General features: G+C 46.9%; 11 protein-coding genes and 1 tRNA gene. All 12 read left to right on the top strand.

Annotated features, from left to right (window positions below):
- Nucleotides 1–229 precede the first annotated feature (229 nt).
- The 12 genes from WH43_RS19090 (at nt 230) to fusA (ending at nt 15,480) form a co-directional block, all read left to right on the top strand.
- Nucleotides 230–306 (top strand) — tRNA-Trp (locus tag WH43_RS19090).
- An 81-nt stretch (nt 307–387) separates the two neighbouring features.
- A complete protein-coding gene (secE, locus tag WH43_RS19085) occupies nt 388–762 on the top strand; it encodes a preprotein translocase subunit SecE (RefSeq protein WP_053426137.1) in 375 nt (124 codons plus the stop codon).
- Nucleotides 763–777: 15 nt separating this feature from the next.
- Nucleotides 778–1,305 carry a transcription termination/antitermination protein NusG gene (gene nusG / locus WH43_RS19080; RefSeq protein WP_147905537.1) on the top strand — a complete coding sequence of 176 codons (528 nt, stop codon included), beginning with the start codon at nt 778–780 and terminating at the stop codon, nt 1,303–1,305.
- A gap of 123 nt (nt 1,306–1,428) precedes the next feature.
- Complete coding sequence (gene rplK / locus WH43_RS19075; protein ID WP_053426135.1) at nt 1,429–1,857, top strand: 50S ribosomal protein L11; 429 nt, start codon at nt 1,429–1,431, stop codon at nt 1,855–1,857.
- Between the two features lie 3 nt (nt 1,858–1,860).
- Complete coding sequence (gene rplA, locus WH43_RS19070) at nt 1,861–2,562, top strand: 50S ribosomal protein L1 (RefSeq protein WP_053426134.1); 702 nt, start codon at nt 1,861–1,863, stop codon at nt 2,560–2,562.
- 308 nt (nt 2,563–2,870) lie between these two features.
- A complete protein-coding gene (gene rplJ / locus WH43_RS19065; RefSeq protein WP_053426133.1) occupies nt 2,871–3,356 on the top strand; it encodes a 50S ribosomal protein L10 in 486 nt (161 codons plus the stop codon).
- A gap of 75 nt (nt 3,357–3,431) precedes the next feature.
- The gene (gene rplL, locus WH43_RS19060; RefSeq protein ID WP_053426132.1) at nt 3,432–3,797 is read left to right on the top strand and encodes a 50S ribosomal protein L7/L12; all 366 of its coding nucleotides are present in this window, start codon (nt 3,432–3,434) and stop codon (nt 3,795–3,797) included.
- 174 nt (nt 3,798–3,971) lie between these two features.
- Nucleotides 3,972–7,997, top strand: a complete 4,026-nt coding sequence (gene rpoB / locus WH43_RS19055) for a DNA-directed RNA polymerase subunit beta (RefSeq protein WP_053426131.1) — start codon at nt 3,972–3,974, stop codon at nt 7,995–7,997.
- A 79-nt stretch (nt 7,998–8,076) separates the two neighbouring features.
- The gene (gene rpoC / locus WH43_RS19050) at nt 8,077–12,258 is read left to right on the top strand and encodes a DNA-directed RNA polymerase subunit beta' (protein ID WP_053426130.1); all 4,182 of its coding nucleotides are present in this window, start codon (nt 8,077–8,079) and stop codon (nt 12,256–12,258) included.
- Nucleotides 12,259–12,407: 149 nt separating this feature from the next.
- Nucleotides 12,408–12,785 carry a 30S ribosomal protein S12 gene (gene rpsL, locus WH43_RS19045; protein WP_053426129.1) on the top strand — a complete coding sequence of 126 codons (378 nt, stop codon included), beginning with the start codon at nt 12,408–12,410 and terminating at the stop codon, nt 12,783–12,785.
- Between the two features lie 82 nt (nt 12,786–12,867).
- Nucleotides 12,868–13,338: a 30S ribosomal protein S7 gene (rpsG, locus tag WH43_RS19040; protein WP_046520306.1), complete on the top strand. Its 471-nt coding sequence runs from the start codon at nt 12,868–12,870 to the stop codon at nt 13,336–13,338.
- Nucleotides 13,339–13,365: 27 nt separating this feature from the next.
- Complete coding sequence (gene fusA / locus WH43_RS19035) at nt 13,366–15,480, top strand: elongation factor G (protein ID WP_053426128.1); 2,115 nt, start codon at nt 13,366–13,368, stop codon at nt 15,478–15,480.
- The last annotated feature ends 108 nt before the right edge of the window (nt 15,481–15,588 follow it).

The following is a 15,588-nucleotide window of genomic DNA, read 5'->3' as shown; positions in this document are numbered from 1 at the left end:
TAAAGTACTGGCTTAATTGTCAGAACTTTGAAAAAGGCCCTTCGGGGCCTTTTTTGTATAGCTTTGTTCGCTAAAGCCGGAAAATTAACAACGACAGGCTTGAGTTCAACACTGCTTACCCTGATTAAATAGTTTCAAGTCCGATCCTTGTCTTGTTTTAGTCGTCTAAGACAGTATAATGAGCGGCTATTTTTGTGGGACTGCTTCAGTAGTTTGCACAATTTTCTGTAGGGGCGTAGTTCCAATTGGTAGAACAGCGGTCTCCAAAACCGATGGTTGGGGGTTCGAATCCCTCCGCCCCTGCCACTTATATTAGGCGCTAAGGTGTTTACACGTTAGTCGAAGTAGTAGCTTGTAACAACAAGCCATGGGAAAGTGAGTTAAAGCATGAATGCAACGAGTGAAACCCCAAAAGGCGGCTTAGATTTAGTCAAGTGGCTGAGCGTCTTAGTTCTGCTGACCCTGATGGTCGCAGCGAACTATATATATGAGTTTTCTGCAGTTGAAAAAGCTGCAAGCATAGTGGTTTTAGTCGGCCTGGCCGCTTTTATTGCTGCCAAGACTAACAAAGGCGCTGCATTTATTGAGTTTGCGAAAGAAGCCAGAACTGAAGTTCGCAAAGTTGTATGGCCAACCCGTCAGGAAACCATGCAAACCACTATTATTGTAATGGTTGCAACCTTGATTGTTGCATTATTACTTTGGGGCTTAGATTCAATTTTATTAAGCCTTGTATCATTTATCACAGGTCTGGGGATCTAAGTTATGTCAGGAAAAATGCGTTGGTATGTAGTTCAGGCTTTTTCGGGTTTTGAACAGCGCGTAGCGACTTCATTGCGTGAGCATATCAAGATCCAGAATATGGAAGACAAGTTTGGCGAAGTGCTTGTTCCAACTGAAGAAGTTGTTGAAATGCGCGCTGGCCAAAAACGCAAGTCTGAACGCAAATTTTTCCCTGGCTATGTGTTAGTGCAGATGGAAATGTGTGAAGAAGCATGGCACTTAGTCAAAAGCGTGCCACGTGTATTAGGATTCATTGGTGGTACTTCAGACCGTCCTGCGCCTATCAGCCAGAAAGAAGCTGACACTATTCTGAACCGTCTGCAAGATAACGCTGATAAGCCGAAACCTAAAACTCTGTTTGAAGCCGGTGAAGTGGTACGTGTGACTGAAGGTCCATTTGCTGACTTTAACGGTGTGGTTGAAGAAGTGGATTACGAGAAAAGCCGCGTGAAGGTGTCCGTGTTGATTTTCGGTCGCTCAACTCCTGTTGAACTGGAATTTGGCCAGGTCGAAAAAGCTTAAGTAGAAATAGTTTGTATCGGGCCGCTGATTAAAATATAATCGCGGCCTTTTTTAACGTCAGGGGAGCCGTTTGAGTAAGTGTCCTCGCACTTACGAGGCTGAGACCCTAAATTGAGGTGAAACATGGCAAAGAAAGTCACGGCACTTGTAAAATTACAAGTTAAAGCTGGTATGGCAAACCCGTCGCCACCAGTTGGTCCAGCATTGGGTCAACACGGTGTGAACATCATGGAATTCTGTAAAGGCTTCAACGCCCGTACAGAGTCACTGGAAAAAGGCATGCCTATTCCAGTAGTGATCACTGTATACAGCGACCGCTCATTTACATTTGAAACCCGCACCCCACCTGCATCTTTCTTATTATTGAAAGCTGCTGGTTTAAAAGGTGGTTCAGGCCGTCCTAATACCCAGAAAGTGGGTAAAGTGACTGTTGCTCAGCTGGAAGAGATCGTGAAGATCAAACGTGCTGATTTAACAGCAGGTAGCGACGAAGCAGCACTGAGCACTATTGCTGGTACTGCCCGTTCAATGGGCTTAGTGGTGGAGGGTTAATCAATGGCTAAATTATCAAAGCGTGCTAAATTAATCCGTTCAAAAGTAGATTCTACTCGTGAATACGCGATCAATGACGCAGTTGCGTTATTAAAAGAATTAACAGCTGGCAAGTTCGTTGAATCAGTTGATGTTGCCATCAACCTGGGTATTGACGCTCGTAAGTCAGATCAAAACGTTCGTGGCGCTACTGTGTTACCTCACGGTACCGGCCGCACTGTACGTGTTGCTGTGTTCACTCAGGGTGCTAACGCTGAAGCTGCTAAAGCTGCAGGCGCTGACATCGTGGGTATGGAAGACTTAGCTGAACAAGTTAAGAAAGGCGAGATGAACTTTGACGTTGTTATCGCTTCTCCAGACGCAATGCGTGTTGTTGGTATGTTAGGTCAGATCTTAGGCCCACGTGGTTTAATGCCTAACCCTAAGACTGGCACAGTGACTCCAAACGTTGCTGAAGCAGTGAAGAACGCGAAAGCTGGTCAGGTTCGTTACCGTAACGACAAGAATGGTATCATCCATTCTACAGTCGGTAAGGTGAACTTCGATACTGACAAACTGAAAGAGAACATCGAGTCTCTGTTAGTTGCATTAAAGCGTGCTAAGCCATCAGTAGCTAAAGGTACTTACATCAAGAAAGTAACTATCTCTACTACGCACGGCGCTGGTATCGTTTTAGACCAGGCTTCTTTAGACGCCAAAATCTAATTCAGCCCGCTGAAATAGCTGCTTTACAGGAGTGCGTGGTTATTTTATAATCTCGCGCTCAAAAATTCGGGTAGAAGCCGGGACTTTGTTTACAAAATCTCCGGCTTCCGTCCAAGACCGTAGGTGCCGCAAATTTTTTAAAAGGCGTGGCTTAAAAATACAACCTACGCAGACGGTGTTAGCCCCAGAAAGATTCCTATCAATCTGGCTCTCACCGTAAATCGCGCGTTAAACAGTAAGTTTTTACTTTTTAACGTTGTGTAGGCAACCAGACAATACCGTCTGGATGAACCAGGAGTTAAGAGCCAATGGCTATTAAGCTTGATGACAAAAAAGCGATCGTTGCTGAAGTTCAAGAAGCTGCCATAGGTGCTTTATCTGCGGTAGTTGCAGACGCTCGTGGTGTCACTGTAGGTAAAATCACAGAACTGCGTAAGCAGGCCCGTGAAGCTGGCGTGTGGATGAAAGTTGTCCGTAACACGTTAGTACGCCGTGCAGTATCAGGCACCGAGTTCGAGTGTTTAAGCAACGCGTTCGTTGGCCCAACACTGATTGCATTCTCTAAAGAGCACCCAGGTGCTGCAGCGCGTATCTTCAAAGATTTCGCGAAAGACAATGCTAAGTTTGAGCTGAAAGGCGCAGCCTTCAATGGCGCCACAGTAAGCATTGACGTTTTAGCATCATTGCCAACGCGCAACGAAGCTATCGCACGTTTAATGAGCACTATGAAAGAAGCAGCAGCTGGCAAATTGGTACGTACCATCGCCGCAGTTCGCGACCAAAAACAAGCCTAAGCAACGTAATTTTACGTTTTGTTTAGAATTAAAGTTTAATACGGGATACGTCCCCTTAATTTAGGAATCTGAGCAATGTCAGTTACTAAAGATCAAATCTTAGATGCTATCGCTGCAATGTCTGTTATGGAAGTTGTAGAATTAGTTAGCGCTATGGAAGAAAAATTCGGCGTTTCTGCTGCTGCTGCTGTTGCAGTTGCTGCTGGTCCAGCTGCTGCTGTTGAAGAACAAACAGAATTCAACGTAATTCTGGCTGCTGCTGGCGCGAACAAAGTTGCTGTTATCAAAGCAGTACGTGGCGCAACAGGTTTAGGCCTGAAAGAAGCTAAAGATTTAGTTGAAGCTGCTCCAGCTGCAATTAAAGAAGCAGTTTCTAAAGCAGAAGCTGACGCTCTGAAGAAAGAGTTAGAAGAAGCTGGTGCTACTGTTGAAGTTAAATAATCTAGATTTTTCTAGATTATACGCCTGATTTCAGGCTAGGCTGGTGGTGAAATAACCACCGGCCTTTTTGCGCTGTGGGACATTGATTTTCCCCACCCTAATGTTGCCATGTCGGTAACATTCAAGCCGCCCCTCGAGTAGGTAGGGTAAAAAATCAGCTAGCTGAGGAACCCCATGACTTACTCTTATTCTGAAAAGAAACGTATCCGTAAGGACTTCGGCAAACGTCCTTTGGTTTTGGACGTGCCATATCTGTTGTCGATTCAAATTGAGTCGTTCAGCAAATTTATCGAACCCGATCCAGAAGGTGGATACGGCTTAGAAGCTGCTTTCCGTTCTGTATTTCCAATCAAAAGCTACTCAGGCAGTGCCGAGCTGCAATATGTCAGCTACCGCATTGGTGAGCCGGTTTTTGATGTCAAAGAGTGCCAAATTCGTGGTGTGACTTACTCAGCTCCGCTGCGTGTCAAACTGCGCATGGTGTTATTTGATAAAGAAGTGCCTGGTACAATCAAAGATATCCGTGAACAAGAAGTCTATATGGGCGAAATCCCATTGATGACTGAAAACGGTACCTTTGTGATCAATGGTACTGAACGTGTTATCGTTTCTCAGCTGCACCGTAGCCCAGGTGTATTCTTTGACCACGACCGTGGCAAAACGCACTCCTCAGGCAAGGTGTTATACAATGCTCGCGTGATCCCTTACCGTGGTTCATGGTTAGACTTTGAGTTTGATGCCAAAGATAACCTGTTCGTGCGTATCGATCGTCGCCGTAAATTACCAGCCACTATTTTGTTACGTGCGCTGAACTTAAGTACTGAAGATATTTTAAGTACGTTCTTCGAAAGCACCCGTTTTGAAATTAAAGACGGCAAACTGTTGATGGAAGTGGTGGCAAACCGCTTACGTGGTGAAACAGCTGCTTTTGATATCAAAGACAACGATGGCGAAGTGATAGTCGAGGCTGGTCGTCGTATTACTGCCCGTCATGTGCGTCAGTTAGAAAAAACTGGCATGACACTGATGGAAGTACCTCATGAATATGTAGTAGGCCGCGTTTTATCAAAAAATTACGCTGACCGTTCAACCGGAGAGATTATTGCCGAGGCGAACGCAGAGCTCACACTGGAGCTGTTAGCAAAACTAGCCAAAGCGGGCTACGAAACTTTCGAAACTCTTTACATTAACGATTTGGACCAAGGTTCTTATATTTCTGAAACCATCCGGATCGATCCAAGCAGCAACCGCATGGAAGCATTGGTAGAAATCTACCGTATGATGCGTCCAGGCGAGCCACCAACGCGTGAAGCTGCTGAAACTTTATTTGAAAATCTATTCTTCTCTGAAGACCGTTATGATCTGTCCACTGTAGGCCGGATGAAGTTCAACCGTCGTGTTGATTTCGAAGAAGGCACTGGCGTAGGCGTTCTGTCAAAAGAAGATATCCTGGCGGTAATGAAAGTCTTAATCGACATTCGTAACGGTAAAGGCGAAGTGGACGATATCGACCACTTAGGTAACAGACGTATCCGTTCTGTCGGTGAAATGGCTGAAAACCAATTCCGTGTTGGTTTAGTTCGTGTGGAACGTGCAGTAAAAGAGCGCCTGTCTTTAGGTGATCTGGACGCTGTGATGCCACAGGATCTGATCAACGCTAAGCCTATTTCTGCTGCGGTGAAAGAGTTCTTCGGTTCAAGCCAGCTGTCTCAGTTTATGGACCAGAACAACCCACTGTCAGAAGTAACGCACAAACGTCGTATTTCTGCGTTAGGCCCGGGCGGTTTGACCCGTGAGCGCGCAGGCTTCGAAGTACGTGACGTTCACCCAACACACTACGGTCGTGTTTGTCCAATCGAGACGCCTGAAGGTCCAAACATCGGTTTGATCAACTCGCTGTCTATGTTTGCTCAGACCAACGAATACGGTTTCCTCGAAACACCTTACCGTCGTATTGAAGATGGCATTGTGACTGACGAAGTCGATTTCTTATCTGCGATTGAAGAAGGTAACTTTGTTATCGCTCAGGCGAACGCCGAGTTAAGCGCAGAAAACCGTCTGGTTGAAGATTTAGTACCGTGCCGTTACAAAAACGAATTCACCTTAATGCCGGCCGACAAGGTTCAGTATATGGACGTTGCACCACAGCAGATCGTATCTGTTGCTGCTGCTCTGATCCCGTTCCTGGAACACGATGACGCCAACCGTGCATTAATGGGTTCAAACATGCAACGTCAGGCCGTTCCTACCTTACGTGCTGATAAGCCGTTAGTAGGTACTGGTGTAGAACGTGTTGTAGCCAAAGACTCTGGTGTCACTGTAGTGGCGAAACGTGGTGGTACTGTTGACTATGTCGACGCCAGCCGTATCGTAATTAAAGTACACGAAGAAGAAATGGTTGCCGGTGAAGCTGGTATCGACATCTACAACCTGACTAAATACACCCGTTCTAACCAGAACACCTGTATCAACCAGCGTCCATGCGTAAACCATGGTGAGCCGATTGAACGTGGTGATGTACTGGCCGATGGTCCGTCTACGGATTTAGGTGAACTGGCTTTAGGTCAAAACTTACGCGTGGCATTCATGCCGTGGAACGGTTACAACTTCGAAGATTCGATCTTGTTATCCGAGCGTTTAGTACAGGAAGATCGCTTAACCACTATTCACATTCAGGAACTGAGCTGTATCGCTCGTGATACTAAGTTAGGGCCTGAAGAAATCACTGCTGATATTCCAAACGTAGGTGAGTCTGCTTTATCTAAGCTGGACGAAGCCGGTATCGTTTACATCGGTGCTGAAGTGAAAGGCGGCGACATTCTGGTGGGTAAGGTGACACCTAAAGGTGAAAGCCAGCTGACTCCGGAAGAAAAACTGTTACGCGCTATCTTCGGTGAAAAAGCTTCTGACGTAAAAGACAGCTCATTACGTGTGCCTAACTCAGTCACTGGTACAGTGATCGACGTTCAGGTATTCACCCGTGATGGCGTTGAAAAAGACAAACGTGCCCGTGAAATCGAAGAAATGGAAGTCAAACAGGCGAAGAAAGACCTGAATGAAGAATTCCGTATCCTTGAAGAAGGTATCTTCTCACGTGCCCGCAACCTGGTTGAAAGTACAGGCGTTGACCGCACTAAGCTGAACGGCTTACGTGGTGATGCTCTGTTAGGCTACAGCCTGGCTGATGAAGATAAGCAAAACGATCTGGAACAATTAGCGGCTCAGTACGAAGAAATCCGTATTGAATACGATAAGAAATTCGAAGCCAAACGTCGCAAGATTGTTCAGGGTGACGATTTAGCTCCAGGCGTTCTGAAGATCGTTAAAGTGTACTTAGCTGTGAAACGTCGTATCCAGCCTGGTGACAAGATGGCCGGTCGTCACGGTAACAAGGGTGTGGTTTCTACCATAGTTCCTGTTGAAGACATGCCATATGACGAAAAAGGTCAGCCGGTTGATATCGTATTGAACCCGCTGGGTGTACCGTCTCGTATGAACATCGGTCAGATCCTTGAAACTCACTTAGGCTTAGCGGCCCGTGGTATAGGTGACAAGATTGACGGCATGATCAAAGACCAGAAAGAAGTCGCGGAAATCCGTGAGTTCCTGAAAAAGGTCTATGCACTGGGTGAATCACGTCAAGACGTGGATATCGCCAGCTTCACCGATGATGAAGTGCGTCGTTTAGCAGAAAACCTGCGTAAAGGTTTACCTGTAGCTACTCCAGTGTTTGATGGCGCTAAAGAGAGCGAAATCAAAGAGCTGTTAACTTTAGGTGACTTACCGACCAGCGGTCAGATCACATTGTACGATGGTCGTACCGGCAATACCTTCGAACGTAAGGTGACTGTGGGTTACATGTACATGCTGAAACTGAACCACTTGGTAGACGACAAGATGCACGCCCGTTCTACTGGTTCGTACAGTCTGGTTACCCAACAACCATTGGGCGGTAAAGCTCAGTTTGGTGGTCAGCGTTTCGGTGAGATGGAAGTGTGGGCTCTGGAAGCATACGGCGCAGCATACACGCTGCAAGAGATGTTAACAGTCAAGTCTGATGACGTGAATGGCCGTACCAAGATGTATAAAAACATCGTGGATGGCGACCACCGCATGGAACCAGGCATGCCAGAATCTTTCAACGTATTGATGAAAGAGATCCGTTCACTCGGTATCAACATCGAATTGGAAGAGGAATAACCCCGGTTAGCAAAACTAATCGAATTGTCCGGGGCGGTACGCCGCCCCTTGCTGGTTAACCTCTTACAGGAGAGCAAAGGTGAAAGACTTATTAAAGTTTCTGAAACAACAAACTAAAACTGAAGAGTTCGATGTGATCCGTATCGGCCTTTCTTCACCAGACATGATCCGTTCATGGTCTTTTGGTGAAGTGAAAAAGCCTGAGACGATCAACTACCGTACCTTCAAGCCAGAGCGCGATGGTTTGTTTTGTGCCCGGATTTTTGGCCCGGTAAAAGACTACGAGTGTCTGTGTGGTAAATACAAACGCTTAAAACACCGTGGTGTGATCTGTGAAAAATGTGGTGTTGAAGTTACGCTGACTAAAGTACGTCGTGAACGTATGGGTCACATTGAACTGGCCAGCCCAACAGCCCACATTTGGTTCCTGAAATCTCTGCCAAGCCGTATCGGTTTGCTGTTAGATATGACATTACGTGATATCGAACGTGTACTGTATTTTGAATCTTATGTTGTGACCGAACCAGGCATGACTTCTTTAGAGCGTCGTCAGATGCTGACTGAAGAAGAGTATCTGGATGTGCTGGAAGAGCACGGCGACGAGTTCGAAGCCAAAATGGGTGCAGAAGCAATTCTGGACATTTTACGTGGCATCGATCTGGCAACAGAGATCAAACAAATGCGTGAAGAGTTGCCAACCATCAACTCTGAAACCAAACGTAAGAAGATCAGCAAACGTCTGAAACTGATGGAAGCATTCCACACTTCTGGTAATAAACCAGAGTGGATGATCATGACAGTACTGCCAGTACTGCCACCGGATCTGCGTCCTTTAGTTCCATTGGACGGTGGCCGTTTTGCTACCTCTGATCTGAACGATTTATACCGCCGTGTGATCAACCGTAACAACCGTCTGAAGCGTCTTTTGGACCTGTCAGCTCCTGATATCATCGTACGTAACGAAAAGCGTATGTTGCAGGAAGCTGTCGATGCGTTGTTAGACAACGGTCGTCGCGGTCGCGCTATCACGGGTTCAAACAAGCGTCCTCTGAAATCTTTGGCCGATATGATCAAAGGTAAACAAGGTCGTTTCCGTCAGAACTTGTTAGGTAAGCGTGTTGACTACTCAGGCCGTTCTGTAATCACAGTAGGTCCTACTTTACGTCTGCATCAGTGCGGTTTACCAAAGAAAATGGCTTTAGAGTTATTCAAGCCTTTCATCTACGGTAAGTTAGAAGCCCGCGGTTTAGCCACTACTATTAAAGCGGCTAAAAAGATGGTTGAACGTGAAGAAGGCGCTGTATGGGACGTTCTGGACGAAGTGATCCGTGAACATCCGGTGCTGTTAAACCGTGCTCCTACATTGCACCGTTTAGGTATTCAGGCATTCGAACCTGTACTGATCGAAGGTAAGGCTATCCAGTTACACCCATTGGTGTGTGCTGCATACAACGCCGACTTCGACGGTGACCAGATGGCCGTTCACGTGCCTCTGACCATTGAAGCTCAGTTAGAAGCCCGTGCGCTGATGATGTCGACGAACAACGTTCTGTCGCCAGCGAACGGTGAACCAATCATCGTTCCTTCTCAGGACGTTGTATTGGGTCTGTATTACATGACGCGTGATGCGGTAAACGCCAAAGGCGAAGGCATGATCTTTAAACATGCCAAGGAAGCTGAAAAAGCATTCCGTGCCGGTGTTGCCAGCTTACACGCTCGTGTCAAAGTGCGTATCACTGAAGTGACTATTGCCGAAGACGGTACCCGTTCTTCTGTGACTGCAGTACGCGACACTACAGTAGGCCGTGCCATTCTGTACTCCATCATGCCGGAAGGCTTAGCCTTTGATTCAATCAACCAGGCTATGGGTAAGAAACAGATTTCACGTTTACTGAACGGTTCTTACCGCCGTATTGGTCTGAAAAACACCGTTATTTTAGCGGATCAGATCATGTACACAGGTTTCCATTACGCCATGTTGTCTGGTGTGTCTGTTGGTATTGACGATATGGTCATCCCGGCAGCCAAGGTTGATATCATTTCTGCTGCAGAAGCTGAAGTGGCTGAGATCCAGGACCAGTTCCAACAAGGTTTAGTAACGGCCGGTGAAAAGTACAACAAAGTCATCGACATTTGGTCAACTGCCAACGAAGCCTTATCTAAGGCGATGATGGACAACTTATCGAAAGAGTCAGTTGTGGATCGCGATGGCAACACCGTCACTCAACCGTCATTTAACTCTGTTTATATGATGGCCGACTCTGGCGCACGGGGCTCTCCAGCTCAGATCCGTCAGTTAGCCGGTATGCGTGGTCTGATGGCTAAACCAGATGGTTCAATCATCGAAACGCCAATTACAGCGAACTTCCGTGAAGGTCTGAGCGTACTTCAGTACTTCATCTCTACTCACGGTGCTCGTAAAGGTTTGGCGGATACAGCGTTAAAAACAGCAAACTCCGGTTACCTGACCCGTCGTCTGGTTGACGTTGCACAGGATTTAGTCGTGACTGAATCTGACTGTGGCTCAACAGAAGGCATCATGATGAAGCCACTGATTGAAGGTGGTGACGTTGTAGAAGGTCTGCGTGAGCGCGTATTAGGTCGTGTTGTGATCGGCGACGTGGTGGTTCCTGCAACTGGCGAAGTGCTGGTTGAAGACGGCACCATGCTTGACGAGAAGCTATGTGATGCGATTGAAAAACACTCGATTGACGAAGTTTATGTTCGTTCTGTAATTACCTGTCAGACCAACTTTGGTGTGTGTGCCAAGTGTTACGGTCGTGATTTGGCCCGTGGCCATATCATCAACGCTGGTGAAGCTGTAGGCGTTATCGCTGCTCAGTCTATCGGTGAGCCAGGTACACAGTTAACGATGCGTACATTCCACATCGGTGGTGCGGCGTCACGGTCATCGGCTGAGAACAGCGTACAAGTGAAGAACTCAGGTATCCTGAAGTTACACAACGCTAAGTTCGTACGTAATAGTGACAACAAAATTGTTATCACGTCGCGTTCAGCTGAAGTCACAGTGTTCGACGAGCAAGGTCGTGAGAAAGAGCGTTACAAGCTGCCATACGGTTCTGTGTTAGCCACAGATGACAACGCTAAGGTTACATCAGGCCAAATCGTTGCAAGCTGGGATCCGCACTCACACCCAATTATCGTAGAACGTGGTGCCAAGGTATCACACAGCGATGTGGACGATACCAACACTGAAGTTCAGCAGGACGACCTGACTGGTTTAACCCGTACCGTGGTGAAAGACCTGTCCAAGGCCAATGCGAAAGAACCTAAGTTAATTTTAGAAATGGACGACGGTGCATTACAGGAAATCCGCTTACCGAGCTTCACCACTATTGAAGTGGCTGATGGTTCAAATGTAAAAGCCGGTGCTGTATTAGCTCGTATTCCTCAAGAAAGCTCGAAAACACGCGACATCACGGGTGGTCTGCCACGCGTTGCCGACTTATTCGAAGCCCGTAAGCCAAAAGATCCTGCCATCCTGGCGGAAATCTCTGGTGTTATTAGCTTCGGTAAAGAAACTAAAGGCAAACGTCGTCTGATCATTACACCAGAGCAAGGTGATTCTCATGAAGAGATGATCCCGAAATGGCGTCAGGTGAACGTGTTCGAAGGTGAACGTATCGAGAAAGGTGAAGTGATCTCCGAAGGTCCAGAGTCACCACACGATATTCTGCGCTTACGTGGTATTCACCATGTAGCCAGTTACATCGTGAACGAAGTACAGGATGTATACCGTCTGCAAGGCGTTAAAATTAACGACAAGCACATCGAGACCATCATTCGTCAAATGCTGCGTAAATGTTTAATCATTCACCCAGGTGACAGTGAGTTCTTAGAAGGTGAAATGGCGGAAGTGTCACGCGTTAATATTGCAAACGCTGAACTGGAAGCTGCAGGTAAGATCCCTGCGAAGTACGAGCGCTCGTTGCTTGGTATCACCAAAGCATCGCTGTCGACCGACTCTTTCATTTCTGCGGCGTCGTTCCAGGAAACTACGCGCGTATTAACAGAAGCTGCAGTGGGCGGAAAGTTCGACGAGCTGCGTGGCCTGAAAGAAAACGTTATTGTCGGTCGTTTGATCCCGGCAGGTACTGGTTTTGCGTATCACCAAAACCGTATCCGTCAGCGTCAACGTATCGCCAATGGCGAAGTCGCTGAACCGGCGATGAGTGCAGAAAGTGCTGAACAAGCTCTGACTGATGCTCTGAATATGGACTTGTCAGGCAACGACGAATAAGTCGGAGCCGCAGATTGGGGTGGTTGCCAGCAACTGACCACCCCTTTTTGTTCCTTGACAGGTCAAAGGTTGACCAGTAGAATTCCGCAGCCCCAAAACTGGGTGCGGAATTTTCACGTTTATAGGTAGTTATTAACCAGGAGTATTTAATGGCAACAATCAACCAGCTAGTGCGCAAGCCGCGCAGCCTGGTGGTCGCTAAGAGCACCGTTCCGGCGCTTGAAGCTTGCCCACAGAAGCGTGGTGTTTGTACCCGCGTATACACCACCACACCTAAGAAGCCTAACTCTGCATTACGTAAAGTATGCCGTGTTCGTTTAACTAACGGATTCGAAGTGACTTCTTACATCGGCGGTGAAGGCCACAACTTACAGGAACACAGTGTTGTTCTGATCCGTGGCGGCCGGGTAAAAGACCTTCCAGGTGTGCGTTATCACACCGTACGCGGCACTTTAGACTGTGCAGGCGTTAAAGATCGTAAGCAAGGCCGTTCTAAATACGGCGCTAAACGGCCGAAGAACAAATAACTTAACTCCGTTAAGTAAGGCCAAACTAAGTAACTTTTTTCATTAAAAGTTTTGGAATCCCCTGAAGCAATCGGAGTTTCGAATGCCAAGAAGACGCGTCATAGGTCAACGTAAAATCCTTCCAGATCCTAAGTTCGGAAGTGAATTACTTGCCAAGTTCGTAAACGTCGTAATGATCGACGGTAAAAAATCTACAGCTGAATCAATTGTATACGGCGCATTAGACATCGCTGCGACAAAATCTAAGAAAGCTGAACTGGATCTGTTCGAAGTTGCATTAGACAACATTCGTCCTACTGTAGAAGTTAAATCACGCCGTGTGGGTGGTTCTACTTATCAGGTTCCATGTGAAGTTCGTCAGGTTCGTCGTAACGCTTTAGCTATGCGTTGGTTGGTTGAAGCTGCCCGTAAACGTGGCGAGAAATCAATGGCTCAGCGTTTAGCTGGTGAAATGCTGGATGCCGTTGAGAATAAAGGTTCTGCTGTTAAGAAACGTGAAGACGTTCACCGTATGGCTGAAGCAAACAAAGCGTTTGCTCATTTCCGCTGGTAAGACAGGCCTTTTTAAGAGGATTCGATTGTGGCACGTACAACTCCTATTGAGCTCTACCGCAATATTGGTATTTGTGCTCACGTTGACGCGGGTAAAACCACGACAACTGAACGAGTTTTGTTCTATACCGGCTTGTCTCACAAGATCGGTGAAGTTCATGACGGCGCCGCCACGATGGATTGGATGGAACAGGAGCAGGAACGTGGTATCACTATCACGTCTGCTGCTACTACGACTTTTTGGCGTGGTATGCAGGGCCAGTACCCTCAACATCGTGTAAACATCATCGATACACCAGGGCACGTTGACTTCACTATTGAAGTAGAACGTTCTCTGCGTGTCTTAGATGGTGCTGTTGTCGTACTTTGTGGGTCTTCAGGCGTTCAGCCTCAGACCGAAACAGTATGGCGTCAGGCAAATAAATATGAAGTTCCACGTTTGATCTTTGTGAACAAGATGGACCGCACTGGCGCTAACTTCCTGCGAGTTGTAAAGCAAGCCCGTGACCGTTTGAATCACACCATAGTGCCTATTCAGTTACCTATTGGTTCTGAAGAGAACTTTCGTGGTGTGGTTGACTTGTTAAAAATGAAAGCCATCAACTGGAACGAAGCTGACCAGGGTATGACCTTCACGTATGAAGATATTCCTGCGGATATGCTTGCTGAGTGTGAAGAGTGGCGTGCAAACATGGTAGAAGCAGCAGCTGAAGCCAATGAAGAGTTGATGGAGCGTTATTTAGAAGGCGAAGAGCTGACTGAAGACGAAATCCGTGCAGCTTTGCGCCAACGTACTCTTGCTAACGAAGTTGTGCTTGTGCTTTGTGGTTCTGCATTCAAAAACAAAGGCGTTCAGGCGATGCTTGATGCTGTGATTGAATACTTACCATCACCAACAGAAGTGAAAGCGATTAAAGGTATTAACGAAGATGAATCAGAAGGCATTCGCCATTCTGATGACAATGAGCCATTTGCGGCACTTGCGTTTAAAATCGCAACTGACCCTTTTGTTGGCACATTAACCTTCTTCCGTTGCTACTCTGGCGTGATTAACTCTGGTGACAGTGTGTATAACCCTGTGAAGCAAAAGAAAGAGCGTATTGGTCGTATCGTGCAGATGCACGCCAATGACCGTCAGGAAATCAAAGAAGTTCGTGCAGGTGATATTGCTGCCGGTATAGGTTTTAAAGATGTGACTACAGGTGACACCCTATGTGACCCTGACCACATCATTACACTGGAACGTATGGAATTCCCGGAACCGGTAATTTCAGTTGCAGTGGAACCAAAAACTAAAGCTGACCAGGAAAAAATGGGTGTTGCTCTGAGCAAGCTTGCTGCTGAGGATCCATCATTCCGTGTTCACACCGACGAAGAAACCAGCCAGACTATTATTTCTGGTATGGGTGAGCTGCACTTGGAAATCATCGTGGATCGTATGAAACGCGAATTCAAAGTGGATGCCAACGTTGGTAAACCTCAGGTCGCTTATCGCGAAACTATTCGCGCCAGCACTGAAGTTGAAGGTAAATTTGTTCGTCAATCTGGTGGTCGCGGTCAATTTGGTCATTGCTGGCTGAAACTCGAACCTCAGGAAGAAGGCAAAGGCTATGAGTTCGTTAACGCTGTTGTTGGCGGTGTGATTCCAAAAGAATACATTCCTGCTATCGACAAAGGCGTTATCGAACAGATGAAAAACGGTATCCTTGCTGGTTACCCGGTCATTGACGTGAAAGTTACCGTATTCGATGGTTCATACCACGATGTGGACTCAAACGAAATGGCGTTCAAAGTTGCCGCCTCTATGGGCTTCAGAAAAGGCGCACTGCAAGCTAAGCCAGTGATCCTTGAACCTATCATGAAAGTTGAAGTGGTGACACCGGAAGACTTCATGGGTGACATCGTCGGTGACTTAAACCGTCGTCGCGGTATCATCAATGGTATGGAAGATGCTCCTGGTGGTATCAAGATCGTTGACGCTCAGGTGCCTTTGTCCGAGATGTTTGGTTATGCAACCAGCATGCGTTCATTGACCCAGGGCCGTGCTTCTTATTCAATGGAACCATTGAAGTATATGGAAGCACCAAATAACGTGACTGAAGCAATTATTGCAGCTCGTAGCAGTACTGGTAGTAACGATTAATCACTTAATTTGGTCCACTTTAAGTTGGATCTATTTAACAGAAGGTAATTAAAATGGCTAAGGCTAAATTCGAACGTAATAAACCGCACGTTAACGTGGGCACCATCG

Origin of the sequence: Rheinheimera sp. KL1, assembly GCF_001275035.1 — a bacterium.
Classification (GTDB): domain Bacteria; phylum Pseudomonadota; class Gammaproteobacteria; order Enterobacterales; family Alteromonadaceae; genus Pararheinheimera; species Pararheinheimera tangshanensis.
This window is presented reverse-complemented; position numbering and strand designations above follow the sequence as displayed.